A 26779-nucleotide genomic window follows, 5' to 3' on the forward strand; every position below is an offset into this window, starting at 1 on the left:
GTCACGGGCGAACACCCGCGGTCGCTACTTTACCGTTGCCCGTATGTTCCGGTTCGACTGGCTCCGGCGTACCGCCGTCATCACCGCCGCTGCCCTGCTGGTATTCGGCCTCGTCGCGGGTTGTGCGGACGAGGAACAGGCCGGTCCGGACGGCGTCCAGCTGCCGTCGGATTTCCCGGTCACGCAGGTGCCTCTGATCGACGGTCACGTGCTCTCCGCCGGTGGCCGTCGCTCCGACGGCTGGGAGGTCACGGTGCAGGGTCCGGTCAATGCCGGCAATCAACTCGAGGCCGCGACCGAGACGCTGACCGAGGCCGGCTTCGCCGAGTCGCATCGGTCGACCGAGGGCGGCCAGTCCGTCGTCGTCATGTCCGCGACCAAGGAGGGCGCGACCTACTGGGTCCAGATCGGCGCGTCCCCGCAGGCCGCGGGCGGCGGGTCGTCGGTCTTCTATCTCGTCAACGTGGAGTAGCCCGCGCCGCTCCCTCGTCGTCGATCGGTCACGACCGCCCGATCCACCCCGGCTGTGCCCCCACGGGAAGCTGCGATACATCGGACACAAGATGTCAGCTGTTGACCTAACACCTTTCGGTTATTAAGCTGCGTTGTGACCCGCTTCACAGGCGGCGCAACGGTGTGGTCCGCGCTGGTCGCCGCGTATTCCTCGAGGGAGAACTGCCTTTCATGACAATCACAGAACAAGTGACCGATCCGCTCGCCACCGTGTCCGATCGCGAGAAGGTGTTCATCGGCGGCCGCTGGGTCGAATCGACCGGCGACGAGTGGATCGAGGTCGTCGACTCGTACTTCGAACGCACCGCCGCCCGGGTCCGGGCCGCGACGGCCGAGGACATGGGGCGTGCGGTCGAGGCGGCCCGCACCTCCTTCGACAAGGGTGAGTGGGCGCGCAAGCCCATTGCCGAGCGTGCCGCGGTCATCGACACGATCGCCGACCGGCTCGAAGCCCGGACCGCCGAGCTGACGACGCTGGGCATCGTCGAGGTCGGCGTGCCCGTCCCGGTGAGCGCGATGACGCAGCAGATGACGGTCGGACTGTTCCGCGCGGTGGCCGAGGAGGCTCGCAAGGTGACACTCCGCGAGGATCGGACGCGGGCCGACGGCGGGATCTCCCGCATCCTCAAGGAGCCGAGCGGCGTGGTCGCGGCCATCATCCCGTGGAACGGCCCGATCGGGACGATCGCCTTCAAGGTGATCCCGGCCCTCGCCGCCGGGTGCTCGGTGGTACTCAAGACCTCGCCCGAGGCGCCCCTGTCGCCGTCGGTTTTCGCCGACGTGGTCGGTGAACTCGTCGACGAGGGTGTGATCCCCGAAGGCGTTCTCAGCGTGGTCGTCGCCGATCGCGAGGTGTCCGAGGCGCTCGTGACCGATCCACGGGTCGACCACATCACGTTCACCGGGAGCACCGCGACCGGCCGCCGGATCATGAACCTCGCCGGCGATCGGGTCGCGAAGGTCTCGCTGGAGCTCGGCGGCAAGTCGGCGGCCATCATCCTCGACGACGCCGACCTGAACACGGTGATGCAGAACCTGCCGATGGCGGGTTGCCTGCAATCCGGACAGGCCTGCATCGCCCTGACGCGCGTGCTGGTCTCGCGGTCGCGCCACGATGAGATCGTGGAGGCGTACAAAGCCGCCCTGGGCCTGATTCCCATCGGAAACCCTTGGGAGGAAACGAATTTCCTGGGACCGCTGACCTCCGCGCGGCAGCGGGACCGGGTGGAGGGTTACATCGAGGCGGCCAAGAAGGACGGCGCCGAGATCGTCTACGGCGGTGAGCGCGTCGGCGATCAGGGGTTCTTCGTCCAGCCGACGATCGTCGACAACGTGCGCAACGACATGACCATCGCGCAGGAAGAGGTCTTCGGTCCGGTCATCTCGATCATCACCTACGAGGACGAGGACGACGCCGTGGCCATCGCCAACGATTCCGAGTACGGCCTGTCGGGTGCGGTGTTCACCTCGGACGTGGAGCACGGATTCGAAGTGGCGCAACGTATCCGGACCGGAACCGTGAACGTGAACACCTCGGTCATCGACTTCACGCTCCCGTTCGGCGGGTACAAGCAGTCGGGTGTGGGTCGCGAGGGTGGCCCCGAAGGGCTCGAGGAGTTCTTCGAGCTGAAGACCGTTCATCTCCCGGCACCACAGCCGTCCGCCTGACCTCCATAACCGAATAAACCTGCGGGCGTGGCGATCCCACCGGGATCGCCACGCCGGCAGGTCCGCGTACGCGACGGCGTGGCCTTCTGTCACGCCGTTTCGCCATGCCCTCATCCCGTGTCGTGCGGTCGTCGTCCGCTCGGCTCGGTGGACGTAACACAGTGCGGCAACGTGCTTCTCGACTTCCCAAGCTGCTGACAAATATCGCTTGACGTCTCATGTCTTTCGGCTTACCGTGGTGATACGGGGGTGGCGGGCGTCACAGTACGGACAGCCTCCAGCATCACCCACCACTCCGTGATCCGCGCGGTGTCGAGTTGTCCGAGAAGGCATCTCGGGCGGCATCCGCTCTCTCCATCGAAGCAAGGAATCGAACTCATGAAACTCGAAGGCAAAGTTGCGCTCATCACCGGCGCGGGTTCCGGCCTCGGCAGGCAGTCGTCGCAGCTGTTCGCCGCCGAGGGTGCCAAGATCGCCATCGTCGACATCGACGGAGATCGTGCCGAGCAGAGCGCGAAGCTCGTCGAGCAGCAGGGTGGCGAAGCCATCGCCATCACCGCGGACGTCGCCAGCAAGCCCGACATCACGGCCGCGGTCGATCAGACCGTCGCGCACTTCGGCAAGCTCGACATCGCCTGGGCCAACGCCGGAGTGGTGTCTCGCGGCGGCGTCCCCAGCGTCGCCGGCGGCGAGCAGGTGAACTTCGAGGACCTCACCGAAGAAGACTGGAACAACGTCCTCGGTGTGAATCTCAGCGGCGTGATCTTCACCGCCCAGGCGGCGGTGCCCGCGCTCAAGCGCAACGGCGGTGGCACCATCATCGCCACCTCGTCGGCCGCATCGTTCCTCGCATACCACCAGATCGCGCTCTACTCGGCGACCAAGGCCGGGGTCAACGGCCTCGTCCGCGGCCTGAGCCTCGACCTGGGCCCCTACGGTATCCGGGTGAACGGCATCGCGCCGGTGCACGGTATGTCGCCCAACTTCCTGATGCCCGCGGGTTCGCCGGTCGTCGGGCAGTCCTACGAAGAGGTTGCGGGACCGTGGGATCCGTACGTGTCCCCGATTCCGCTGAAGCTCAACCGTCCGCCGTCACTGGTCGACAACGCCAAGATCGCCCTGTTCCTCGCCTCGGACGATGCGGCCTACATGTCCGGTCAGGTCATCAGCTCGGCGGATGGCGGAACGCTTTCCCGCGTGGGTATGTGGTTCCCCGAGGACCTCGACCAGAAGAACCCGAACGCCTGACCATGTCCCCTCAGCCCAGCACTCTCACCGTGGATCGCGTGGCGTGCGCCGGGCACGGCCTCTGCTACGGGGTCGCCCCTGATCTGATCGATGCCGATGATCAGGGCGACCCCGTGGTGCCCGAACGCCCTCTCGCGCCGGGCGAAGCGGCTCTGGCCCAAGAAGCCGTCGCCATGTGTCCAGAACGCGCACTGGCGCTGCAGACCACCGAAGCCCCCACTCCCAAGGACCAGTGATGACAACTACGGAACGGTCCCGCGAGGACGTCACCGTCGACTTCGACGTGTACGACCAGTCCATCGCAGCCCCGATCGATCGATTCCAGGAACTCGCAGCAGACCTCGCGGCCAAGGGCCCGGTGGTCTATTCCACCGCCCACGGCGGCCACTGGATCGTGACCCGCTACAGCGAGATCCACGAGGTTCTGCGCGACGCAGAGACCTTCTCCAGCTACCCCAACAACCTCGTGACCAACGAGGCGTTCGGCAAGTTCATCCCGATCGAGCTGGACCCGCCGGAGCACACCGGCTACCGCAAAGCACTGCAGCCGCTGTTCGGTCCCGCACGCATGAAGACGTTGTCGGACAGCATCCGGGTCGTCGTCAACGATCTGCTCGACGGTTTCGCGCCCAAGGGTGAGGCCGAGTACATCTCGGAGTTCGCCCATGAACTGCCGGCGCGAATCTTTCTGGCCCTGATGGACTGGCCGATCGAGGACGCACCGCTGTTCACCGAGGCCACCGACGTCGTCCTCTTCGGCAAGCCGGGTGGCACCGAGGAGGAGTCGCTCGAGGCGCGCGGCATCGCCGGCATGCAGATGCTCGGCTACTTCCAGAAGATGGTCGACGAGCGCCGCGCGAACCCGGGTGACGACGTCACCTCGCAGCTCATCCACACCGAGGTGGAGATGGAGGACGGACTGCGCCTCCTCACCGACGAAGAGCTGAACCGGATGTTCTTCCTGCTGCTCATCGCGGGACTGCACACCGTCCAGGGCTCGCTGGCGTGGGCCATCGTCCACCTGGTGAACAACCCCGAGCAGCGACAGAGCATCGTCGACGACCCGGACATGATCCCGACGGCCGTGGAGGAGATCCTGCGCATCGAGGCCGCCGTCGTTCCCGGGCGGCGTGCCACGCGGGACGTCGAACTGGGCGGGGTGACGATCGCCGAGGGTGAGCAACTCATCCTCATGCTGTGCTCGGCCAATCGGGACGGTGAGGAGTTCGACGAACCGGACGAGCTCGATCTGACCCGGAAACCGAACCGTCACCTCGCTTTCGGCGGCGGTGCGCACCGTTGCCTGGGCTCGCATCTGGCCCGTATCGAGCTGACCATCGCCCTCGAGGAGATCCACCGTCGCATCCCGGATTACCAGCTGGTCGCGTCCGACCCGCCGGTCTTCCACGCAAGCCAGGTCCGGGGTTGTGTGCGGATGCCGATCCGTTTCACGCCGGAATCCTGACCGCCGGTCTCCTCGACGAGCGGTCGTCGACCACCGGTGCGGCGGGTTGCCGTCCTCGCCCGCCGCACCGGTTTCACGTCCGCGCACGATGCGGCACCGCCCGACGGCCGATTGCTCGTTAAAACTTATTACTGTAGGTTTAAGGAGTGTCGTCCCGGCCCGGGCGAGCACGCTCCCACTCGCAACAACCGCTCCATCACGGAGGGAATCATGACCACTTCGCTTCCCCGTCAGGATCGAATCCGACGTGCGCTCGAACTCTTGCGCAACGAGACGACGGACAAGTTCGACGAGCTCGTGCAGTTCGAGCCCGACGAGTTCACCGATCCGGTGCTCGCCAAGGACGAGCGCGACCACATCTTCGGTCGCGTGCCGTCGATCGTCGCGCATGGAAGCGAGATCTCGCGTCCGAATGACTTCGTCACCGTGCAGATGCCGCGCAACAACATCATCGTGGTGCGTCAGAAGGACGGAAGTGTCAAGTCTTTCGTGAATCTGTGCCGGCACCGCGGAGCGATGCTGGAGCAGAGCGAGAAGGGCCGCTGCCGGATCTTCTCGTGCGGTTACCACCGGTGGTCCTACGATCCGGACGGTTCGCTGCGGACGATCACACGCGACGCGACGTTCGGCGAGGTGGACCGAAAAGAGCACGGACTCATCGAGATCCCCACCGAAGAGCGCCACGGCTTCATCTGGGTGGTGGACAACGCACACGCCGAGATCGACGTCGCGGCGTGGCTCGGACCCGACATCGATCCGATGCTCGCCGAGTACGAGATGGACAAACTCGTGTGTTTCCGGGCGGGTGGATTCGACGAACCCACCAACTGGAAGATCATGCAGGACGCGTTCCTGGATGGCTACCACATCCAGTACGCCCACCCGAACACCGCCGGCAAGATCATCCACACCAACGTGATGGCGTTCGAGGACTTCGGCCGGCACTGCCGGTTCATCGCGCCGCGTAAATCGATCGACCGGTTCCTCGAAGAGGACCCCGGTGACATCCCGCTCGACAAGTACGTCACCGAGACCCACTTCCTGTTGCCCAACAGCACCCTGCTGCGCCAGCCGGACCACTTCCAGCTCTTGACCTTCCGGCCGCATCCCACCGACCCGACGAAGTCGCGGATGGAGCAGCGGCTCCTGGTGCCGAAGGTCGAGGACAGCGGGATGACGCCGGAGAAGTGGGACCGGATCTGGAACAAGAACTGGGAGATCCTGATCGCGGTGCTGCATCAGGAGGATTTCCCCCTGCTGCGCGACTCGCAGCGAGGCATGGGCAGCGCGGATGCCGGCGACATGCTGCTCGGTCGCAACGAGATCGCCAACCAGGTCTTCCGCCGGGAGACCAAGAAACTCGTCGCGCAAGGCCGCGCCGAACGCAACGCCTGACGATCGCGGTCGGGTCGCCGAAAAGCGTCCCGACCGCCGAACGTCGGATTTATCCTGTCCACGTCAGACGCCTCGCAGCGAATGACGATCCACCGCAGATCCCTTGGTACACAGAGGAAAGAACGAACATGACCGCAACAATCGGCAAAGCACTCGATTGGTGGGCCCGCACCAAAGGCGACACCACCGCGGTGGTGTTCTCCGGCGCGGAGCTCTCGTACCGCGCACTGCGGGACTGGAGCAGTCGCATCGCGCGCCTCCTCGTGGAGACCAAGGGGGTCGCACCCGGCGATCGCGTCGGCCTGCTCGGTCCGAACTCGCTGGAGTGGCCGGCCGCGGCCCTCGGCGTACTCAAGTCCGGTGGCGTGCTGGTGCCGCTCAACAGCCGGTACCGTCCCGCTGAGCTGCGCAAGATCGTCGACGATGCCGGGATCGGCGTCGTGATCGTGGCACCCGGGTTCGAGCAGCTCGCCGAGGACACCTCGGCGGTCGGCGCGCCGTTCTCGGTCGTCCCGTTCGCCGAGTTCGACGCGATGCGAACCGGTGGCGCAGATGACTTCCGGGTCGATCTCGAACCCGACGAGCCGACCACGGTCTTGTTCACCAGTGGATCGACCGGACTGTCCAAAGGCGTCATCCTCACCAACCGCACCCTGATGTCGATCGTCCTCGAGAACACGCTGACCGAGGAGGGTTTCCGGCCGGGGACGACCACGCTGCTGGTACTCCCGCTGGCCTTCACCCCGGGGCTCGTGTACGGACTGCTGATCACCACCGTTCTGGGTGGCACGCTGATCGTCGAACCCGAGCTCAATCCGTCCAACGCCGTCACACTTCTCGAAAAGCATTCCGTGCAGGCGATTTTCGGCGTCCCGCTGATCTTCGAGGCCATCTCGCGGGCTCCGGAGTTCGCCGACGCGGATCTGAGTTCGGTCAAGACCGCCATCGTGGGCGGGGCGGCGGTGCCCGGACAACTGCTGAAGCGGTGGTCGGACAAGGGCGTACTGCTCCGCCAGATCTACGGCATGACCGAGGCCGGGGGAGTGGCCACGGCGACCGTACGCGAGGAGGCCCTGGAGTTCCCGGACCGGTGTGGCACCGGGTCGATCTTCACCGAGGTCAAGGTGTTCAACTCCGCGGGCGAGCCGGCCGCGCCGGGCGAGGAGGGTGAGCTCGTCGTACGCGGCCCGGGTGTGACGCCCGGTTACTGGAACGATCCCGAGACCACCGCGGAGGCCATCCGGGACGGATGGTTGCACAGCGGAGATCTCGGTGTGGCGGATGAAGACGGGCGGGTCCAGTTCGTCGATCGGCTCAAGGACCTGATCATCTCCGGCGGCATCAACATCTCGCCGGTGGAACTCGAGATCGCGATCGGTGCCATCGACGGGGTCGAGGAAGTCGCCGTCATCGCCGCGCACGACGACAGATTCGGCGAGACCCCCGCAGCGATCGTGACCGTCTCCGAGGACATGGAGGCGACGACCATCGTGGAGCACTGCAAGCAGGTGCTGGCCGACTTCAAGGTTCCGCGCTACGTGGTCATCCGGCAGGATCCGCTGCCCCGTCTGCCCAGCGGGAAGATCGCCAAGACCGTGATCCGGGACGAGTACAAGGACGTCGACACGAGGTTCGATCGCGTCCGTTGAGCCAGTCCGCAGCGGCCGGCGTCGTGGTGCACAAGCGCCACGACCCGGTCGTTTGTCGTCTCCGGCGTCGAGGCCGGCGGGTAGCATGGCACGACCGTCCCCGATTTGCGCGATACGCGGACACAGAACGCGATCTGTATCTTGTATCATTGTCCCCGGGAGGTAGACGTGGCGCGAAGGAAGACGGGCAACGTCCTCAGCGAGGACGTCGACGAAGCCCGTAAACAGATCATGGTGGCCGCCGAGCGCGTGTTCCAGCGGTACGGCGTCGCGAAGACGACGATGGACGACATCGGTCGAGAGGCCGGCGTCTCACGCCCGACCGTCTACCGGTATTTCAAGGACCGCGACGCCCTCATGTCGGCCTTGATCGAGCGGCGCTCACGAACCCTGTTCGAGAAGGCGCGCAAGTATCTCCTCGAGCACGAGACGTTCTCCGAGCAGCTCGTCGAGGGTCTGATCTTTCTGGTCGAGCGAGGCCGTCGCGACCCGCTCATCCGGATCCTGGTGAGTCCGGAGCACATGCAGTTGGCCGAATCCCTGGTCGGGAGTTCGGGCCTTGCGGCTCGGTTGACCGCCGAGATGTGGGACCCGATCATCGAGCGTGCGATGGACCGTGGCGAAATACGGCGGGATCTCGACAAGGAGAAGATCGCCGAGTGGATCGCGCTGGTCCAGTTCATCCTCGTCGGCCGACTGGATTTCGATCGGCCCGACGACCCCCAGCATCGGGAGATGTTGCGCGATTTCGTGCTTCCGGCGTTCATGCCGAGCGCGGTGCCCGCGGCCGAGCTGAAACGCTGACCGCGGAAGGCATGTCGCCGGACCCGGTGGTGTCGAGTCCGGCGACCGGCGCCTAACCCCGGATCAGATCCCGGTGGATGATCTCTTTCATGATCTCGTTGGTCCCGCCGTAGATCCGCTGGATACGTGCGTCGATGTACGCCTTCGCCACCGGGTACTCCATCATGTAGCCGTATCCGCCGTGGAGCTGCACGCCCGCGTCGATGACCTTGTCCTGCAGTTCGGTGGCCCACAGCTTGGCCTTGGCGGCGTCGACCGCGGTGAGGGTTCCCCGGTTGTACTCCCGCACGCACCGGTCGATGTACGCCCGGGAGACCTCGATCGCCGTGCGGAGTTCGGCGAGGGTGAACCCGAGTCCCTGGAACTCGCCGACCCGCTTGCCGAAGGCCTTGCGCTCCTTGATATACGAGAGGGTCCACTCGAAGACGGCCTCGGCCGACACCTGCGCGGCGATGCCGATTCCGAGCCGCTCCAGCGGCAGGCTCTGCATCAGGTAGGCGAACCCCGATCCTTCCTCACCGAGGAGGCTCGTGGCGGGTACGCGTACCTCGTCGAACGACAGTTCGGCGGTGTCCTGGGCATGGAGGCCGACCTTGTCGAGTTTGCGGCCCCGCGTGAAACCCGGTGTCCCGTCCTCGACGACGAACAGGCTGAATCCGCGTGAGCCGGCATCCGCATCGGTCCTGGCGAATACGATCACGAGATCGGCGAGGATGCCGCTGGTGATGAAGGTCTTCGAACCGTTGATGACCCAGTCGGTGCCGTCGCGTCGCGCCGTGGTGGTGATCGCGCGCAGGTCGCTGCCGGCCGCGGGCTCGGTCATCGCGATCGCGCCGATGGTGTCGCCGGTGACGAAACCCGGCACCCAGCGCTTCTTCTGCTCGTCATCGGCATGGCGGAGTAGGTAATTCAGCACGATGTCGTCATTGGTGGAGAAACCGGACTGCAGTGCCGAGGCGCCCACTCTCGCGATCTCGGTCTGGATGGCGACGCGGAAGCAGTAGTCCGTCTCGCCGGGGCCGCCGTATTCGAGCGGCACCGCGAGACCGAGGATGCCCTGCGCTCCCGCCGCACGCCATGTCTCGCGATCGATCAGGCGGTCGGCATCCCATTTCTCCATCTTGGGGACGACATGTCTGGTCACGAAAGCGCGTACCGAATCCCGGAACAGCTCGTGGTCGGCGTCGAAGAGGTCTGTCTGCATTGGTTCTCCTGTGGTGCTGGTGCTGGTGCTGGTGCGGTTGATGCCGGGAAGTGCCCGGCGCCGCGGTGAAGCCGGGGAAACGGTCAGTGTCCAGAGGTCCCGCCGTCGACGGCCAGGATCGATCCGGTGATGTACGACGCGGCCGGACTGGCGAGAAAGAGTACGGCGGCGTCGATTTCGCGCTGTGTGCCCATCCGTCCGAGGGGGCAGCCGTGGAGGAAGTCGGCGCGAGCGCCGTCCGACATCTCGGCGATCATGTCGGTCTCGACGAAACCGGGTGCGATCGCATTGACCCGGATTCCCTTACGACCCGACCACTGGTTGGACAGGTCTCGGGTCAGGCCGACGACACCGGCCTTGCTCGAGGAATACGCCGCCTGCGGCAGCGCGGACTTGATGAGACCGAGCATGCTGCCGACGTTGACGATGCTCGATCCGGGCTCCATCACCCGGGCGCATGAGCGCGCCATCCAGTAGGTGCCCAAAAGATTGACATCGAGCACCGCCCGGAAGTCCTCGGGCAGTTCGCGGGTGGCCGGGGCGGAGTGGGTGAGTCCGGCGTTGTTCACCAGGATGTCGACGCGCCCGAAATGCTCCATCGCGGCCCGGACCACCTCGTCGCATCGGTCCGGATCGGTGACATCGGACGGGATCTCGAGCGCGCGCCGGCCGAGCGCACGTACATCGTCGGCCGACTCGCGCAGCGGTTCGGGCCGGCGACCGGTCATGACCACGTCGGCTCCCGCTTCGGCGAGTGCACGGGCGAACCCCGCGCCGAGTCCGGAGCCCGCGCCGGTCACGATCGCCACGCGTCCGTCCAGTCGGAACAGGTCCAGCAACGGGGTTGTCGGGGCGGACGGGTGCGTGTCCATGGGTCTCCTCTCGTCTGAACGACCCCGCGGGCAAATGCACCGAGGTTGTCGGATTTAATCTAACAGAATAAGGTTTAACGAGATGCCGGGCCGTGCGACCCTCCTGTCCACGAGTGCGGATCACGAATCCAGGAGGATGCTCATGACAGCAGGCGAGACCGATTCCGGGCACGGTTCATCCGTGGTCGACTACGAAGTGCGCGAACACATCGCGGTCATCACCCTCAACCGGCCCGAGGCGATGAACGCCGTGAACTCGGCACTCTCCGTCGGCGCCGGCGCGGCCCTCGAGAAGGCGGCGCTCGACCCGGAGGTGCGCGTCGTCGTCCTGACCGGTGCGGGACGGGCGTTCTGTGCCGGCGCCGACCTGAAAGAGATCGCGGCGGGTAACCGTATCGACGACCCGGAACACCGTGAATGGGATTTCGCCGGCATCGTGCGACATCACATCGCGAAACCGGTGATCGCGGCGGTCAACGGTTTCGCGCTCGGCGGTGGAACCGAGATCGTGCTCGCGGCCGACCTCGCGGTGATCGACGAGGAGGCATCGGTCGGTCTGCCCGAGGTGCGGCGGGGTCTCATCGCCGCCGCCGGCGGACTGCTGAGAATCCACCGGCAGGTCCCGCAGAAGGTCGCCGCCGAGATCGCACTCACCGGGGCGCCGATCTCCGCCCGGCGGGCGTACGAACTGGGGCTGGTCAATCGGGTCGCGCCTGCGGGTACCGCCCTTGCCGTCGCACTCGAACTCGCGGCCCTGATCGCGGCCAACGCGCCCGTCGCCGTCTCGGAGAGCAAGCGGGTGATGCACGAGACGTCGAAGTCCCAGCGCGGGTGGGACGACGATTCGTGGCAGGTCAACGCCTCGGCCATCCGGACGGTGTTCTCCAGCGCCGACGCGCGGGAAGGGCCCCGCGCCTTCGCCGAGAAGCGTGCACCGAAGTGGAGCGGCCGATGACCGGGGTGGCGCAGGTGACCGAGTCCGGTGTCGTGATCGTCGAGCGAGTGGGCGCCGTTGCGGTCGTTCGCCTGAACCGGCCGGAACGACTGAATGCCTTCACCGAGGACATCCGCGCACAACTCATCGCGGCCTTCGACACCTGCGACGCAGACGACGACGTGCGAGCGGTCGTCCTCACCGGAACCGGCCGGGCCTTCTGTGCCGGAGCGGATCTCGCAAGCGGTGGCGACACGTTCCTGCCCGAGGACAAGGGTGCCGACGGCTCATTCCCGGCCGACGCGGGCGGGCAGGTGGCTCTGCGCATCTACCGGTCGAAGAAGCCGGTCATCGCCGCGATCAACGGTCCCGCCGCGGGTGTGGGAGTCACCATGACCCTTCCGGCCGACGTCCGGATCGCCTCGGACACGGCGAAATTCGGATTCGTGTTCACCCGTCGCGGGCTCGTACCCGAAGCATGCTCCACCTGGTTCCTTCCTCGGGTCGTCGGTATCTCGACTGCTGCGGAATGGACCCTGGGTGGGCGCATGGTGCCGGTCGGCGAGGCCCTCGACCGCGGCCTGGTGCGCGAGGTCGTGCCCGCGGATCAGGTGCTCGCGCGAGCCCTCGAGATCGCGGAGGAGATGACCGCAGGGACGGCGCCGGTCTCGGTTGCACTGACGCGATCGCTGCTGTGGCGCGCGCTCGGCGCCTCCGGTCCGGAAGAGGCGCACCAGGCCGAGTCCGAGGTCCTGTATCGGCGCGGCTTGTCGGCGGACGTGCAGGAGGGTGTGGAGTCCTTCCTCGGCAAACGGCCCCCGCGGTTCCCGGATCGCGTGTCCGGGATCGAAGCCGATGCCTGACGCCGGGCGGAGAGTGATCGTGGACTGGGCGGCACGCTCCGTGCGGCCCTGAGTGTGGCCGGTTACCCACGCCACTCAGACCCCGCAGTGTGATTGACACCATATATAGACACTGCGTATGGTCGCGTTCATGACGCAAGCCACGACACATTCGACCCAGCTCCCGTACTCGGTCGACGAACTGACCCCTGGGTGGTTCAGCCACGCGCTGACCACTAGTGACGCCGCGGTGAGCGTCCTCGGTGTGGACATCTCCCGGATCATCTGGGGTTCGGCCACCAAGGTCTTCGCGACGCTCGAATTCTCGATCAATGAACGGGCCATCCCCTCTCACGTATGCGTGAAGGGTGGCTTCGACGAACGGAGCCGCGCGTACGGACTGGGACCGGCCTACGAGTTGGAGGGTCATTTCTACCGGGATCTCGCTCCGGACTTCGCCGCCGAGGTCCCGGCGAGTTTCTATTCGGCGACCGAGCACGATCAGGGCGTCATCATCATGGAGGACCTGACCGCACGTGGTGCCGAGTTCGGTCAGGCGACCGATCTGTGGCCGATCGACGACATCGCGACGACGCTGGAGGTCCAGGCGAAGTGGCATGCGGCGCTCTGGGGAAGCACCAAGGGTGAGCGAGCATGGCTTCCGGTGGGCGCCAAGGCGGCGCGCGATGCGTTCGACGTGATGTTGAGTCCCGAGGTGTTCCACCCGCTCATCGAGCGTCCTGAAGTTCCTGATCTGTCGGCAGGCCTTCGTGACGATGCGCGTGTACGACGAGGATTCGCGAGATTGTGGGAACTCGACGACGCCGCCGTGCACACCATCAACCACGGCGATGCACACTTCGCCCAGCTCTATCGCGTGCCGAACAGTGCCCCGGCGTTCTTGGACTGGCAGACCGCCTGCCTGGCGCCGTGGGCACACGACGTCTCCTACTTCATGGGTTCGGCACTCTCCATCGACGACCGCCGCACTCGCGAGCGGGAACTACTGCGGCACTACATCGATGCGCTCGCCGGTCACGGCGGGCCGCGGCTGGACGACGAAAGTGCCTGGTACGACTACCGACTCCATACCTTGCACGGCTTCGCGTGGATGTGTGTCCCGACGGTGATGCAGCCATCCGAAGTGGTCGAGGCGATGGCCCACCGTTACGGCGCCGCGCTCGAGGACCACGACCCCATCGGCATGCTGCTCGCCTGATCACGAGAAAAGGACTGATAAATGACAACTTTCGACAACAAATCGGTGGTCGTGACGGGTGCCGGTGGTGGGATCGGCGCGGCGATCGCCCGCAGATTCGCCGCACAGGGCGCACGGGTGCTGGTGGCCGACATCGACGGGGACGCGGCGGCCCGGGTCGCGGGAGACATCGGTGACACCGCTGTCGGCGCCGAGGTCGACGTCACCGATGCGGCGCAGGTCGAAGCGGTGATCGGAAGGGCCGTCGACGAATTCGGTGGCCTCGACGTCATGGTGAACAACGCGGGCATCGCGATCCTCGCGCCGGTCACCGAACTGACCGCTGAGGACTTCGATCGGATGATCGCGGTGAATCTCAAGGGAGTCTTCCACGGGATCAAGGCGGCGGTGCCGCATCTGGCCGCCCGCGGCGGCGGAGCCATCGTGAACACCGCGTCGTCGGCCGGCACCAACGGGATGCCCATGATCGGCGGCTACGCCGCCACGAAGGCAGCGGTCATCAATCTGACACGGACCACGGCAGTGGAACTGCGCCCGGCGAACATCCGGGTCAACTGTGTCGCACCGGCTTTCGTCGAGACCGCGTTGTCGGACAATCTGATGGAGGCGTTTCAGGCGGCGTCCGGGGGCGTCGACGCACACGAGTTCTTCACCCAGCACCAGGGCCGCCTCGGCAGGCCGGACGACGTCGCCCGTGCGGTCACCCATCTCGCCGAGGATGCGGGCGACTGGGTGACCGGTCTGACCTACGTCCTCGACGGCGGGTTCACGTCGTCGCCGATGTGACGGGCCAACGAGCTCGGGGGCGTCCGCCGGTCAGAAGATGATGAGCGGGCGCCCCCGTACTCCGCCTGCTTCGATCATCCGATGGGCATCGGCTGCCTCGTCCGGTGTGAATCGCCCGGCAACGTCGAGGAAACCGAAGACCCCCTGGTCTGCGAGGGCGGCCAGCTGCTCGAGTCCCGCAGTGTCCGAGAGGCGTTCACGCACCCACACCTCGCGGACCCGGATGCCGCGTTCCGGTGGCGCGCCGGTGAAGGTGCGTACGCACGCCAGAACGCCGCCGTCGGCGATGCACGGGTACAGCGACGAGCCGATCAGCGCGGTGTCGAGCACCCCGTCGACGCCGCCCCCCGCGGCCGCCCGGATGCGCTGCTCGACACCGGGTCCCCGTGCTACGACCTCGTCTGCACCGTGACTCCTGATGGTGTCCGCCTCCTCGGGACGGCCGTCGGCGATGACGCGGACACCGGCCCGTCGGGCGAGTGTCATCACGAATGCGGCGAGATGGCCCGCCCCGCCCGTGATCGCCAGTGTGGCACCGGGTTGCAGGTCCAGGATGCTGAGTGCTTCGAGTGCGGTCAGTCCGTTCATCGGCAGCATCGCCGCTTCTTCCACCGTGAGCGCCGACGGCTTGTGTACCACTGCGGCCGCGGGCGTCACGATCAGCTCGGAGTGCGCCCCGCCCTCTTGCCGGCGGGGCATCACGATTCCCATGACCTCATCGCCCACCGCGAACCGGTTCGACGACGAGCCCGGGCCGGCCGACTCGATCACCCCGGCGGCATCCATACCCGCGATATAGGGGGGATCGAACTGTTCGTATGCGGCGGCCACGAGACCGCTGCGCGTTGCGATGTCGGTGGGGTTGACGGCCGCGGCCCGCACTGCGATCCGCACTTCGCCCTCGCGCGGAGGACGTACGTCGACCTCGCGGACCTCGAGGACATCCGGAGGGCCGAACCGGGGTATGACAACTGCGCGCATGAGTGAGCCTTTCTCTGGGATTCAGGGTCGTCCGTATACAGCTGTGGTCAGCAACTCTCCGAGAAAGTCGGTGACCTGGTCCAGGTCGGTGAGGTTGTCGTCACCGGCCAGTGCGCCCGCGATCGATCTCTCGATGGTCCACAGGATCACGGCGGCGAGTTCGTCGGCCGGCGGGCCGGCGACGGCGATCCCGGATCGCCGATCAGTGGTGATCGTGTGCGCCAGATAGTCGGCCATCTGTGAGATCCCCTCCCGGTAGACCTCGCGGAGTTCGGGCCGCCTGGGCCACTCGAGCAGCGCGCTCGTCATCACCGACGTGGTCTGGGCATCTATCCGTAGCCACTCCCGCAGCACCGTACGAACAGCGGATCTGTCGGCACGGTCGATGGTGTCGAGTGCCTTGAGTCGTTCGACCGTCGAGGCGGCCACCTCTCGGTAGAGTTCGGCGAACACCGCGTTCTTGTTGTCGAAATAGAAGTAGAACGTCGACCGGGACAGACCCGCCCGCTGCACGATTCGCGCGACGCTGAGCTTGTCGAGAGGAAGTTCCAGCAACAATTCGCGGAGCGAGTCCAGGATCGCGGTCGACCTCGTGTCGGCCTCCGCGGCGGCGGGCTGCTCGGCCTCTGGCCGGGCCCACCCGGGTCGCTCCACCGTGGGCGTTGTGATGCGATCCGCGGTCGCGCCGTCTGTCGGGTCCGGGGGTCGCAGGACCGAGCGGGTGAGCCAGTGCACCGCGTCGACCGCGGACGAGAGGGCCGGGAGATGCGGATCGAGTCGGCGTGTGCAGACGTACATGACGCGTTCGATGCCACAGACGAGCACGGTGGCGATCATCTCCGCCGGTGCGCCATCGGGCGCGCGACCGCAATCGCGTTCGTGTCGGATCTGCTCTGCGACCCCCGTGACGAACCGGTCGAACGTGGGGCGCCACACCGTCTCGACGTCCGGGTTGGAGTGCATGTGCTCGACGACCGCACCGATGACCCCGCCGTGTGTCGCCCACATGTTCAGCGTGGGCGCGATGCTCGCCCGCATTCCGTGTGACCGGGCGCGACCCGGCGCGGTATCCCACAGTTGCGGGCCGTCGTAGGACTCGGCGAGCACGAGCTCGGCGAGGGCGACCAGGACGTCGTACTTCCCGGCGAAGTGGTGATAGAAGGCCGACCGGGAATGCGGTGTCCCGGAGATGATGTCGGCTATCGTCACGTCCTCGAACGACTTGTGCGCCAACAAGTCCTCCGTCGCGGAGAAGAACGAGGCCACGGTTGCGTCCGATGGCCTCGGCTCTCTACGACCTCGCGCCGACCCGCGAGCGACCCGCACCGCTCAACTCAGCTTCGCCGAACTGCCGCATCCGACTATCCCGCCGTCGAGGGGGATCACCGAACCCGTCATGTACTTCCCGGCGGCGCTGGCGAGGAAGATGCTGAGAGCCGCGATGTCGTCGGGTTCGCCGAGGCGGCCCAAGGGGATTCCGTCGACCACCCTGTCGAGCGCCTCGGGATTCTCGGTGACGAACCGCATCATCCGGCTCTCGAACGGACCCGGTGCAATCGCGTTGACGGTGATCGATTCGGTGGCAAGCTTTTTCGCCAGATGCCTGGTGAGGTGATGGAGGCCCGCCTTGCTCGCCCCATAGCTGAAGCTGTCCATCTCCGGCACGTTGATCCCATCGGTCGAGCCGATGTTGATGATCGTGGCGCGACCGGATTCACGTGCGGCACTGCGTAGTCCGGGGAGCAGTGCGACGGTGAGGTGGAAGACGCCTTCGAGGTTGGTGTGCATCACCTTGTCCCATCCCGCGTCGGGGAACTCCTCAAGAGGAGCACCCCAGGTCACGCCCGCGTTGTTCACGACGATGTCGAGTCGTTCGTCCTCGGCCAGCACCTGCGTGGCCAGTGCGCGCGCAGATCCGGGATCGGAGACGTCGCCGACGATCCCCGTGGCCGAACCCGACTCCGACAACCGCGCCACCGCGGCATCGACGCCGGCCTGCTTGCGTGATGACACGATGACGCGTGCGCCGGCTGCGGCGAAGCCCTCGGCGATCATCAGCCCGATTCCGCTCGTTCCGCCGGTCACGAGCGCTCGGGCGCCGGTGATGTCGAACAGTGGGTATGGCGAATTCCGGGTCATGGGTGCTCCTCGAACGGTCGGTGTACGGCCGACCATACACCGTGTTCGGACACGTTGACTGTGTTTTGGAGCACAACTAGCGTCGCAACCAGTGCGAGGTCATAGTCCAGACCAGGCCGCGCAAACCCGGCTCCCGGGCCTCAGCCGCAAGAACCGCAAGGAGGAATATCGTGACCGCTCAACTCATTCCGCAGATACGCGAGGGTTCGCTCGATGTGCCCGAGGGATTGCCCCGCGGCATCGACCTCGGACGCATCAACAATCGACAGGAAGCCGTGATGAAGTACGGCCGTGACTACGTGGAGCGCATGACCGATCATGCCCTCCTCGGCGACGATCACGCCTACCGCGCATTCCTGGATTTCAAGGACAAGTCGAAGAACGCGTCCTGGAAGATGTTCGAGCAGGCCCTCGACCACGGCATCGATTCGCTCGACGATCCCTCGGACGGCCTGGTCGGATTGTTCGAACAGCTCGACCACATCCCGGACTGGGTGGACTTCGACCAGCTGTATCGGGGTGCCGTCGCATACTGGCGAGTCGGCTCGGTGGCCGGCATGGTCCTGACGTATTCGTCCATCGGAGCCGGCTTTTCGATGTACAGCTCGACGCGGCCGGTTCTGTTCAGCGGCCGTCTGAAGGATGAGTCGGCCGTCGGTGGCAGACTGACCGAGAGCTTCCGCTACGTCGTCGCCGCGCACACCCCCGGCGGCATGCGCCGTGATCAGGACGGTTTTCGCCTGACCGCCAAGGTGCGCATGATCCACGCGGCGGTGCGGCACACGCTGAGCCATTCTCCGCATTGGGATTGGCCCAGTTGGGGACTGCCGATCAGCAACCTCGATTCGATGAACACCCAGGCGGGACAGTTCGGCACGCAGTTCGTCGACGGTGTCCGCGCCTCGGGGATCAGCATCAGCGATCGGGAAGAAGAGGACATCTTCGCGTTGTGCCGGTATGTGGGTTGGGTGATCGGGGTGCCCGAGGCCGTGCTGCACACAAACCCCGACGACGCCCGGATGAAGGTGAACTTCCACAAGCTCATCGAGCTGCCGGCCGACGACCTCTGCCGAGACGTGGTCAAGACGATCATCGAGTACAGCACCGAGAAGCCGCCGGGTGACGTGGAGATCCTGCCCGGACCGGTGGCCGCGTTCATGACCACCGAGCGGCGGCGGCATCTGGCGTGGGCGCTGATCCGGAACTGGCAGCCCGACTACGTCAGCGAGATGCTCGACGTGGAACGCACCCCGTGGCGTTTCGCGCTGCCGACAGTTCGCCCGCTGGTCAAGGCCTTTGACCGGGTGGCGCGAAAGCTGCCTCACGACGACGAGGCGAAGGCCTTCAAGACCCTCAGGCAGTTCACCACGGCGATCGCCACGCCGGAGGGCGGGAAGTCTGCCGAAGTCGCCGACCCGGACACGCTGACGAAAGACATCGCAGCCAACAAGGGCAAGGTCCCGAAGGCATCGATGCGATCGGCGGGCTGACGAGCCTGGTGGTGCGGGGAGTCCCAGGACCCCGCACCACCTGCTCGGGGTTCGTCCGTAACCGTCCCGTCCCGAAGTACCGAGGTATCCGACATGAAGGTGACCATCGACCTACCGGCCTGTTTCGGGCTGGGTGCGTGTGAAGCCGCCGCGTCCGAGGTGTTCGAGGTGGGTGACGACGGCAAGGTGCATCTGCTCGACCCACCCGGACCTCTCGAGGCCTACCGCCAACAGATCGAGGAGGCGGTCGACGACTGCCCGATGCGAGCGCTCCGAGTCGAGGGTTGAGGTCGCGCCCACCCTGGAACTCAGCGAAGAGGACAACATCTCCTCGACCGCGGGCATGGTATCCATCGTCGGGTCCCCGAATGTCGCCTACGTGGGCAGCAAGTTCGCCTCGCGCGGGATGACCAAACATGTTGCCGTGCAATACGGTCCCGACAACATCCGGGTGAACTCGGTCCATCCCGGCTATATCAAGACCCCGATGATGGCGGCCGCGAGCGGTGCCGATGGCGGCGGAATCGTTCCGTCGATTCCCCTCCGGCGGATGGCCGAACCCTAAGAGGTGTCCAAACTGGTCCTCTTCCTGGCCTCCGATGACTCGTCATACATCAGCGGTATGGAGCACGTCATCGACGCGGGTCTGACAGCGCAGTAGATTCCGCTCTTCCCGGTGACCCGGCGACGAGTCCGTTCGTCGGGTCACCGAGACGCGTCGGCGCGCGACCGCGGCCTGAACCGAGGTACCGGCCTGACGTCCGGAACCGGCGTGGTCTCCAGCCGTGCCCGGAGGTAGACACCGTCGAACCACCCATGGCATTCCGCGAACGAGAACAGTTCGCGGAGGTCGTCGTGCCATCGTCGGTCCTCGCCCAGGGACTGCAGCCACATCGAGTTGATGTGTGCGGAGTCGCCGTCGACATAGCCGATCCCTCGTCGACGCAACTGCTCCGAGGTCTCTGTGCCGTCCAGCGTGGTGCTGACCGACAGCGTCCGCAGGTCTGCTCGCTCGTGGACGCGAACGGTATTGGGTTCGACGCGAATTCTCATGGGGCTGTTCCAGATCATCGAGTGCCGCGAGATCAGCGGGCCGAGGATGAATAGATGTCGTCGATGATGTCTGCGTACTTCGTGGCGACGCCGCGTCGCTTGAGTTTCATCGTAGGGGTGAGTTCTTCCGAATCGGGCAGCCACTCGTCGGCGAGCAGGCGATACTGCTTGATCTGCTCGACGCGCGAGAGCTGCGCGTTGGCCCGTGCGACCGCCTCGTCGATCTCGGTGCGCAGGGACGCGTTCTCGACGAGGTCTGCCGACGATGTGTCGGCAAGTCCGTGCGAAGCGGCGAAAGTGCGTGCCGCATCGGGGTCGAGCACGAGGAGGGCCACGTTGTACGGACGACGGTCACCGACCACGCACGCTTGACCGATGAGCGGCGAGGCGCTCTTCAGTTTGCTCTCGATGTTGACCGGTGACATGTTCTTGCCGGCCGCGTTGATGATGAGTTCCTTCTTGCGGTCGACGATGGTGACCCAGCCCTCGTCGTCGATCTGGGCGATGTCACCGGTGTGGAGCCAGCCGAACTCGTCGATCGCTTCTGCGGTCTTCTCGGGGGCCTTGCGGTAGCCGCGCATGACGTGCGGGCCGCGCAGCAGGAGTTCGCCGTCGTCGGCGAGCTTGGCTTCCGTTCCCGGTTGTGCCAGGCCGACTTTGCCCACACGGATGTCGGTGGGGATGTTGGTGAACCCGAGCGCGCCGGTCTCCGACATCCCGAAACCCTCTTGCAGCGGCAGTCCGAGTGCGAGAAAGAACTCGTGTACCGCAGGTGCGATCGGCGCTGCGCCCGTCATGAGCAGCTCGACACGGTCCAGGCCGAGCTGGGCCCGCAGGCCGGCGAAGACGCGTTCGTCCGCGGCACCCACCGCATCTTCGAGGTCTGCGGGGACCGGCTCCCGGCGCTGCTGGATCTGGACGAGACGGGTCGCAGCGTCCACCGCGTCCGACGTCGCTTCACGTTGTCCGTCCGGCAGCGCCGCGAACCGCGCCATGAGACCCGCGCGGAGTTTCTCCCAGATCCGTGGAACACCCAGGAACCAGGTGGGACGCGCCTGCGCCACTGCGGCGAACACGGTCGTCGCGTCGCGGACGGTCGTGATGGGCCAGCCCGTGACCGTCGCCAGATAGTGGGAGAAGACCCGGTCGGCGGCATGCGCGGTGGGCAGGTAGCTGATGGCGGCTCCCTCTGCGACGAACGGGAACCGGAGGTTGCACGTGTACATCACGAACATCAGGTTGGCGTGGGTGAGTTCGACGCCCTTGGGATCTCCGGTGGTGCCGGAGGTGTAGATCAGCGTGGCCAGGTCGCTCGCACCGACCGAACGCCAGGTCTTCTCGAAATCGAAGTCCGCCGTACGCCGGTCACGAAGATCGTCGAGTGAGGTGATGGTGGCGGGACCGTTGTCGTGCACCGTGGATTCGTCGGCGGGACCCGTGATCACGATGTGCTTGACGGCGGGCGCCGCAGTGCGCTGGAGGACTCCGAGGAAGGCGGGATCGGCGACGACGACGGAGTTGCCGGCGTTGTCGAACAGGTAGCTGATCTGGTCCGGCGCGGAGGTGAGGTAGATCGAGAACGGGGTCGCGCCGAGGTGCAGCACCGCCATGTCGACGATGTGGAATTCGGGACTGTTCGGCAGCATGATCGCCACCGTGTCACCGCGCCCGACGCCGATGGCGGCGAGTCCGCTCGCGACGTCCTCTACCGCCGTGCGGTATTCCGACCAGGTGAGGCACCGGTCCTCGCCGAAGGCGATCAGGGCAGGCAGGTCGCGCCGGCTTGCGGCCGTCGCCTGAAACGCCTCGACCAGAGTGGTCGCCGAGATCCCCGGGGCGGCAACGGGTGCGGATGGGGCTTGGGGTGCTTGGGTCATCGTGTTCTGCCTCGATTGCGATGGGGAAACGGGAGAGTGACTGGACTCAGTGGGTGAGCTGTTCGGCACCGTCGGAGGACGGCTGGTGCGCCGTGGCCTCGGCGCGGGTCGTGACGTACTCGGACAGATCGGGCTCGTGGACCCGGCGCCAGTAATCGACGTACCGCCACGGGCTGTTGGTGACGATGCGGCCCCGCGCGTTGCGGTAGTACGTCGTGGTGCCACCGAAGTGCCACACCGTGTCCTCGAGTGCGTCGTCGAGCTCGCGGTTGTAGGCGTCGAACGCCTCGGGCCGGACCTCGACGGTCTCCAATCCCTCGTCGACCATCGCGCTGAGCAGCGCCGTCACGTATTGGATCTGCATCTCGGTTCCGGCGATGACGGTTCCGCCGTGGCCGGTGTTGGTGTTGGGTCCGTACAGGCAGAAGAAGTTGGGGAAGCCCGGCACGGTGATGCCGAGGTGCGCCCGCCCGTCGTCGGCGCCCCAGGCCTCCCGGAGGGTCTGCCCGTTCCGGCCCCGGACCGTGATCGATCCGAGGACGTCCACCGATTTGAATCCCGTTGCGAGGACCAGTACATCGGCGTCGAAATCAGCCCCGTCCTCGGTGCGGACCCCGCTCGCGGTGACGGTGTCGATCCCGGTGGTGACCAGATCGACGTTGTCGCGGCGGATCGTCCGGAACCAGCCGGCGTCGATGAGCAGGCGCTTCCCGTACGGCGGGTAGTCAGGCAGGCTCTTCTCGAGAAGATCTGGGCGACCGGCCAATTCGCTCTCGATGTACGCGGTCAGCATGGCGCGGAGCCGGTCATTTCCCTTGTTGATCGCGCGCCCGAGATGCGGGTAGTCGCGATCCACCTGCAGAAGCCGCCAGACCTTGTCGCCCATGCGCCAGAACAACCGCGCCCGGTACCAGGCCAGATAGAACGGTACGTGCTTGTTGAGCCAGTGGGCGGTCTCGCCGACTGCCCGACCCTTGAGTGGGTGCGGCATCGCCCATTGCGGCGTCCGCTGGAAGACCCGTACTTCCGCTGCCTCCTCCGCGGCGGCCGGAACGAACTGCATGGCGCTCGCACCCGTGCCGACGACGGCGACGCGCTTGCCCCGGAGGTCGACGGCCGGGTCCCACTGCGCGGTGTGCAGTACCGGCCCGTGGAAGTCCGACAGGCCCGGCAGGTCGGGGATGCTCGGCTGGTTCAGGAGCCCGACCGCGCTGACGACGGCTGTGGCGCTGAGGGTCTCGACGTCACCGGTGACCGTCGAGCGCAGGTCGAGCGTCCAGCGGGACGCGGTGGAGTCGAACTCGGCGTGATCGACGACCGTTGCGAACCTCGTGCGGGAGAGGACGCCGTGGCGCTCGGCCAGTGCCCGCCAGTATGCGGCGAGTTCGTTCTGTGGTGCGAAGTAGCTGGACCAGTCCGGATTCTGGTCGAAGGACAGTGCGTAGAGATAGCTCGGCGTGTCGACTCCGCAACCCGGGTAAACGTTTTCGTGCCAGGTACCGCCCACGTCGTCGTTCTTGTCGATGAGGACGTAGTCGATTCCCGCCTGCTGCAGACGGATCGCCATCGCGAGTCCGGAGATCCCCGCCCCGACGATGGCGACCCGGAAGTCCTGGGGCGGCGTATTCGCGGGTTCGGAATGGCGTGGGTAGAGGCCCATCTCCTCGCCCAGCAGCTGTCCGTAGTCGTCCGGCAAGCTCTCGGCGAGCATCACCGACAGGATGCGCGACAGGCGTTCGGGCGCCGGCGGGGCGGCGACCTCGAGATCACCGTCGCGCCACGAGCGGAGAACCGCCGCCGCCTCGCGCCGGATGCGGGACGCGAGTTCGGCCTCGAATCCGCCGGTGTCATGGTCGCCGAGATCGGGCGGGGCGGTCGGCAGGAACGGGTCCTCGATCCAGCGGTCGTCACCGGTCAGCAGTGCCAGCGACCCCAGCAGGATGGGCAGGTTCGCCCCCTCGAGTGCTTCGGCGACCTGGTCGTCGGTGAAGTCGGCGTCCGGACGGAACGCACCCTCGGGAGCGTCGCTCCAGTCGGGGACGAGACGGGGGGAACTGGACTCAGGCATACGCTAGACCATACAATCTGTTCAGACGTGGTGTCAATCACAATTCCGGGCCGACTCCGTCGCACCCGGGACTGATTCCACCGCGCACTATCGGGGACCGGAAGACTCAGCTGCGCAGCATTTTTCGCGGCTTCTCTGCGGACAACCCATCGTCTCGCCAGATCGACAGACAGGATCACTCACCAATGACTTCCACTGTGAATCGTCCCGCCGCGCGTTCGGTGTACGAACCCGAGCACGAAGCATTCCGCGACAGCTTTCGTCGGTTCCTCGACGCGGAGGTCGTACCCGGCTACGAGGGATGGGAACGAGAGGGACTCATCCCGCGCGAGCTCTTCACGCGAGCCGGCTCGCACGGCTTCCTCGGCATGTCGGTCGACGAGGAGTTCGGGGGTGGCGGCACCGACGACTTCAGGTTCAACGCGATCATCGCCGAAGAGGTCGCCGACGCCGGCGTGATGTCGTTCGGGATCAATCTGCACAACGACATCTGCGTGCCCTACTTCGAGCGTTACGCCGAGTCGGAGCAGAAGAAGCGGTGGCTGCCGGGTCTGGTTTCCGGGGAACTCATCGCGGCCATCGCGATGACCGAGCCGGGGACCGGGTCGGACCTCGCCGGCATCTCCACCACGGCAACCCTCGACGGCGACCACTACGTGCTGAACGGATCGAAGACCTTCATCTCCAACGGCATCAACGCCGACCTGATCATCGTCGCCGCACGGACCGAGAACGACGGTGACCGTCACGGCGGTCTGTCGCTTCTGGTCGTCGAGCGCGATACGCCCGGTTTCCGGCGGGGTCGCAACCTGGACAAGATCGGCATGCACGCACAGGACACCGCGGAGCTGTTCTTCGACGACGCACGGATCCCGAAGGAGAACCTGCTCGGTGAACGAGGAGCCGGATTCCGTGCCCTGGTCACGAACCTGCCCCAGGAACGGCTGACGATCGCGGTCGCCAGTACGGCTGCGGCAGGCCGGGCGATCGAGCTCGCGCGGGAATACGTGTCCACGCGGACCGCCTTCGGGAAACCGCTGTCGGCCAACCAGAACACCCGGTTCACTCTGGCCGACGCGTATGTGCAGACCGAGGTCGTCCGTGCCTTCGTCGACGACTGCCTGTCACAGCACACGACCGGCGATCTGACCGCGGACCGAGCGGCGATGGCCAAACTCGCGGCGACCGAGGTCCAGGGACGGGTCGCCGACCGGTGCCTGCAGATGTTCGGCGGCTACGGCTTCATGGCCGAGTACCCCATCGCGAAAGCCTATGTGGACGCCCGCGTTCAGCGGATCTACGGCGGCGCCAACGAGATCATGAAGGAGATCATCGGCAAGTCCCTCTTCCGCTGAGGACTCCGAGGAGAACATCACCATGAAACGAACCATTTTCGACACCGAACACGAGCAGTTCCGCGACACGGTCCGGGCGTTCCTGCTCAAGGAGGCCGTACCGCACACGGCAAAGTGGGAAGCGGCCGGCGAGGTCGGGCGCGACTTCTGGACCGCGGCAGCGAATCAGGGCCTGGTCGGCTTCGCGGCACCCGAGGAGTACGGCGGCGCCGGCTTGCGGGACTTCCGGTTCAACGCCGTCCTGAACGAGGAGGTGGTCCGCACCGGAACCGTCGGCGACGGCTTCTCGCTGACCAACGACATCGTGTTGCCCTACTTCCTCGACATCGCCTCTCCGGAGCAGCAGGAGCGGTGGCTGCCGGGCATCGTGAGCGGCGACACGGCGATCGCGATCGCCATGTCGGAGCCGGGTACGGGCTCGGACCTGCGTGCCATCAAGTCGACCGCCGTTCGCAGAGAAGGCGGTTGGAGCCTGAGCGGGTCCAAGACCTTCATCACCCGCGGCATCCAGGCCGACCTGATCATCGTGGCGGCACGGATACCGGAGGACGACGGTGGAGGTTTCGGTCTCTTCGTGGTCTCCGCCGACCAAGACGGATTCGAACGCGGCCGGAAGCTGGAGAAGATCGGGCGCAAAGCCCAGGACACAGCCGAACTCTTCTTCGAGGACGTACTGGTCTCCGACGCAGACGTTCTCGGCGAACCGGGCAAGGGGCTGCACTACATGATGCGCAACCTCGCCCAGGAGCGGTTGTCCATGGCGGTGGTGGCCGTCGCACAGGCCGAGCACGCCGTCGAGACCGCGGTCGCCTATGCGAAGGAGCGCAAGGCTTTCGGACAACCCATCGGCAGCTTCCAGGCAAATCGGTTCACCCTCGCGGAACTCACCACTCAGGTGTCGATCGCGCGCGTGTTCGTCGACCGGTGTATCGAGGCACAGAATGCCGGCGAACTGACCGCGGCAGAAGCGGCGGGCGCGAAGTTCTGGACCACCGAACTCGAATTCTCCGCTCTCGACACCTGCCTGCAGATGCACGGCGGGTACGGGTACATGGAGGAGTACGACGTCGCGCGACGCTGGCGCGACGCACGTGTGCAGCGAATCTACGGCGGCACCAACGAGATCATGCGCGAGATCGTCGGTCGATCGCTGGGCCTGTAGAGGAAGTGAATCGGTGGTTGCCCGGGAAGGGGGGTCGACCGGGCAACCACCGAGA

The 26779-nt window shown here is 66.2% G+C and carries 24 protein-coding genes and 1 pseudogene; 17 read left to right on the top strand and 8 right to left on the bottom strand.

The genetic code is table 11. The features are described 5' to 3' along the window. Positions 1–43: 43 nt before the first annotated feature. The 8 genes from AMD30_RS17575 (at position 44) to AMD30_RS17610 (ending at position 8742) form a co-directional block, all read left to right on the top strand. Positions 44–472: a hypothetical protein gene (locus tag AMD30_RS17575; protein WP_055476511.1), complete on the top strand. Its 429-nt coding sequence runs from the start codon at positions 44–46 to the stop codon at positions 470–472. Between the two features lie 212 nt (positions 473–684). Further along, positions 685–2181, top strand: coding sequence for an aldehyde dehydrogenase (locus tag AMD30_RS17580; RefSeq protein ID WP_035717989.1), 1497 nt, complete (start codon positions 685–687; stop codon positions 2179–2181). Positions 2182–2559: 378 nt separating this feature from the next. Beyond that, positions 2560–3429, top strand: coding sequence for an SDR family NAD(P)-dependent oxidoreductase (locus tag AMD30_RS17585; RefSeq protein ID WP_055476512.1), 870 nt, complete (start codon positions 2560–2562; stop codon positions 3427–3429). Positions 3430–3431: 2 nt separating this feature from the next. Beyond that, a complete protein-coding gene (locus tag AMD30_RS17590) occupies positions 3432–3665 on the top strand; it encodes a ferredoxin (RefSeq protein ID WP_014925232.1) in 234 nt (77 codons plus the stop codon). Then, on the top strand, positions 3665–4894 hold the full coding sequence (locus tag AMD30_RS17595; protein WP_010844039.1) for a cytochrome P450: 1230 nt from the start codon (positions 3665–3667) through the stop codon (positions 4892–4894). Before AMD30_RS17590 ends, AMD30_RS17595 begins: the two co-directional genes overlap by 1 nt. A gap of 210 nt (positions 4895–5104) precedes the next feature. After that, a complete protein-coding gene (locus tag AMD30_RS17600) occupies positions 5105–6289 on the top strand; it encodes an aromatic ring-hydroxylating oxygenase subunit alpha (RefSeq protein ID WP_010844040.1) in 1185 nt (394 codons plus the stop codon). Positions 6290–6417: 128 nt separating this feature from the next. Then, entirely contained in the window at positions 6418–7938 is a 1521-nt protein-coding gene (locus tag AMD30_RS17605) for a class I adenylate-forming enzyme family protein (protein ID WP_010844041.1), read from the top strand. A 168-nt stretch (positions 7939–8106) separates the two neighbouring features. After that, positions 8107–8742 carry a TetR/AcrR family transcriptional regulator gene (locus AMD30_RS17610; RefSeq protein WP_055476513.1) on the top strand — a complete coding sequence of 212 codons (636 nt, stop codon included), beginning with the start codon at positions 8107–8109 and terminating at the stop codon, positions 8740–8742. 52 nt (positions 8743–8794) lie between these two features. Here the strand turns inward: AMD30_RS17610 and AMD30_RS17615 are convergent, their stop codons facing one another. Then, positions 8795–9946: an acyl-CoA dehydrogenase family protein gene (locus AMD30_RS17615; RefSeq protein ID WP_055476514.1), complete on the bottom strand. Its 1152-nt coding sequence runs from the start codon at positions 9944–9946 to the stop codon at positions 8795–8797. Positions 9947–10029: 83 nt separating this feature from the next. Next, complete coding sequence (locus tag AMD30_RS17620; RefSeq protein ID WP_055476515.1) at positions 10030–10818, bottom strand: SDR family NAD(P)-dependent oxidoreductase; 789 nt, start codon at positions 10816–10818, stop codon at positions 10030–10032. Between the two features lie 142 nt (positions 10819–10960). Between AMD30_RS17620 and AMD30_RS17625 the strand changes: the two genes are divergently transcribed. The 4 genes from AMD30_RS17625 to AMD30_RS17640 all read left to right on the top strand — a co-directional run bounded on the left by AMD30_RS17625 (position 10961) and on the right by AMD30_RS17640 (position 14599). After that, on the top strand, positions 10961–11773 hold the full coding sequence (locus AMD30_RS17625) for a crotonase/enoyl-CoA hydratase family protein (protein ID WP_010844045.1): 813 nt from the start codon (positions 10961–10963) through the stop codon (positions 11771–11773). Continuing rightward, complete coding sequence (locus AMD30_RS17630; RefSeq protein ID WP_055476522.1) at positions 11770–12615, top strand: enoyl-CoA hydratase-related protein; 846 nt, start codon at positions 11770–11772, stop codon at positions 12613–12615. The genes AMD30_RS17625 and AMD30_RS17630 overlap by 4 nt, the downstream gene beginning before the upstream one ends. Positions 12616–12745: 130 nt before the next feature. Further along, positions 12746–13813, top strand: coding sequence for an ecdysteroid 22-kinase family protein (locus tag AMD30_RS17635; protein ID WP_231632767.1), 1068 nt, complete (start codon positions 12746–12748; stop codon positions 13811–13813). Positions 13814–13834: 21 nt separating this feature from the next. Next, the gene (locus tag AMD30_RS17640; RefSeq protein ID WP_010844048.1) at positions 13835–14599 is read left to right on the top strand and encodes an SDR family NAD(P)-dependent oxidoreductase; all 765 of its coding nucleotides are present in this window, start codon (positions 13835–13837) and stop codon (positions 14597–14599) included. A gap of 30 nt (positions 14600–14629) precedes the next feature. Here the strand turns inward: AMD30_RS17640 and AMD30_RS17645 are convergent, their stop codons facing one another. The 3 genes from AMD30_RS17645 to AMD30_RS17655 form a co-directional block, all read right to left on the bottom strand. Then, complete coding sequence (locus AMD30_RS17645) at positions 14630–15580, bottom strand: NADP-dependent oxidoreductase (protein WP_055476517.1); 951 nt, start codon at positions 15578–15580, stop codon at positions 14630–14632. Positions 15581–15601: 21 nt separating this feature from the next. After that, positions 15602–16846, bottom strand: a complete 1245-nt coding sequence (locus AMD30_RS17650) for a TetR/AcrR family transcriptional regulator (RefSeq protein ID WP_055476518.1) — start codon at positions 16844–16846, stop codon at positions 15602–15604. A 63-nt stretch (positions 16847–16909) separates the two neighbouring features. Further along, positions 16910–17719, bottom strand: a complete 810-nt coding sequence (locus AMD30_RS17655) for an SDR family oxidoreductase (protein WP_010844051.1) — start codon at positions 17717–17719, stop codon at positions 16910–16912. Between the two features lie 170 nt (positions 17720–17889). Between AMD30_RS17655 and AMD30_RS17660 the strand changes: the two genes are divergently transcribed. The 3 genes and pseudogenes from AMD30_RS17660 to AMD30_RS17670 all read left to right on the top strand — a co-directional run bounded on the left by AMD30_RS17660 (position 17890) and on the right by AMD30_RS17670 (position 19870). Further along, positions 17890–19209 (top strand): oxygenase MpaB family protein, encoded by a 1320-nt coding sequence (locus AMD30_RS17660; protein WP_010844052.1) that lies wholly within the window; start codon positions 17890–17892, stop codon positions 19207–19209. A gap of 93 nt (positions 19210–19302) precedes the next feature. Next, on the top strand, positions 19303–19497 hold the full coding sequence (locus AMD30_RS17665; RefSeq protein WP_010844053.1) for a ferredoxin: 195 nt from the start codon (positions 19303–19305) through the stop codon (positions 19495–19497). Positions 19498–19534: 37 nt separating this feature from the next. Continuing rightward, positions 19535–19870: pseudogene (locus AMD30_RS17670) on the top strand (SDR family NAD(P)-dependent oxidoreductase). Positions 19871–19914: 44 nt separating this feature from the next. On the opposite strand, the gene AMD30_RS17675 reads toward AMD30_RS17670, so the two are convergent. The 3 genes from AMD30_RS17675 to AMD30_RS17685 are packed head-to-tail and all read right to left on the bottom strand — an operon-like array spanning position 19915 to position 24207. Continuing rightward, positions 19915–20262: a hypothetical protein gene (locus AMD30_RS17675; RefSeq protein WP_010844054.1), complete on the bottom strand. Its 348-nt coding sequence runs from the start codon at positions 20260–20262 to the stop codon at positions 19915–19917. 32 nt (positions 20263–20294) lie between these two features. Then, positions 20295–22139: an AMP-dependent synthetase/ligase gene (locus tag AMD30_RS17680; protein ID WP_010844055.1), complete on the bottom strand. Its 1845-nt coding sequence runs from the start codon at positions 22137–22139 to the stop codon at positions 20295–20297. 46 nt (positions 22140–22185) lie between these two features. Next, positions 22186–24207 carry a flavin-containing monooxygenase gene (locus tag AMD30_RS17685; RefSeq protein WP_010844056.1) on the bottom strand — a complete coding sequence of 674 codons (2022 nt, stop codon included), beginning with the start codon at positions 24205–24207 and terminating at the stop codon, positions 22186–22188. Positions 24208–24392: 185 nt separating this feature from the next. Here AMD30_RS17685 and AMD30_RS17690 point away from each other — a divergent pair, with 185 nt between their 5' ends. Next, complete coding sequence (locus AMD30_RS17690; protein WP_035717998.1) at positions 24393–25562, top strand: acyl-CoA dehydrogenase family protein; 1170 nt, start codon at positions 24393–24395, stop codon at positions 25560–25562. Positions 25563–25584: 22 nt separating this feature from the next. Next, a complete protein-coding gene (locus tag AMD30_RS17695) occupies positions 25585–26724 on the top strand; it encodes an acyl-CoA dehydrogenase family protein (RefSeq protein WP_010844058.1) in 1140 nt (379 codons plus the stop codon). Positions 26725–26779: the final 55 nt, after the last annotated feature.

Source organism: Gordonia sp. HS-NH1, from assembly GCF_001418765.1.
In the GTDB taxonomy this organism is placed as follows: domain Bacteria; phylum Actinomycetota; class Actinomycetes; order Mycobacteriales; family Mycobacteriaceae; genus Gordonia.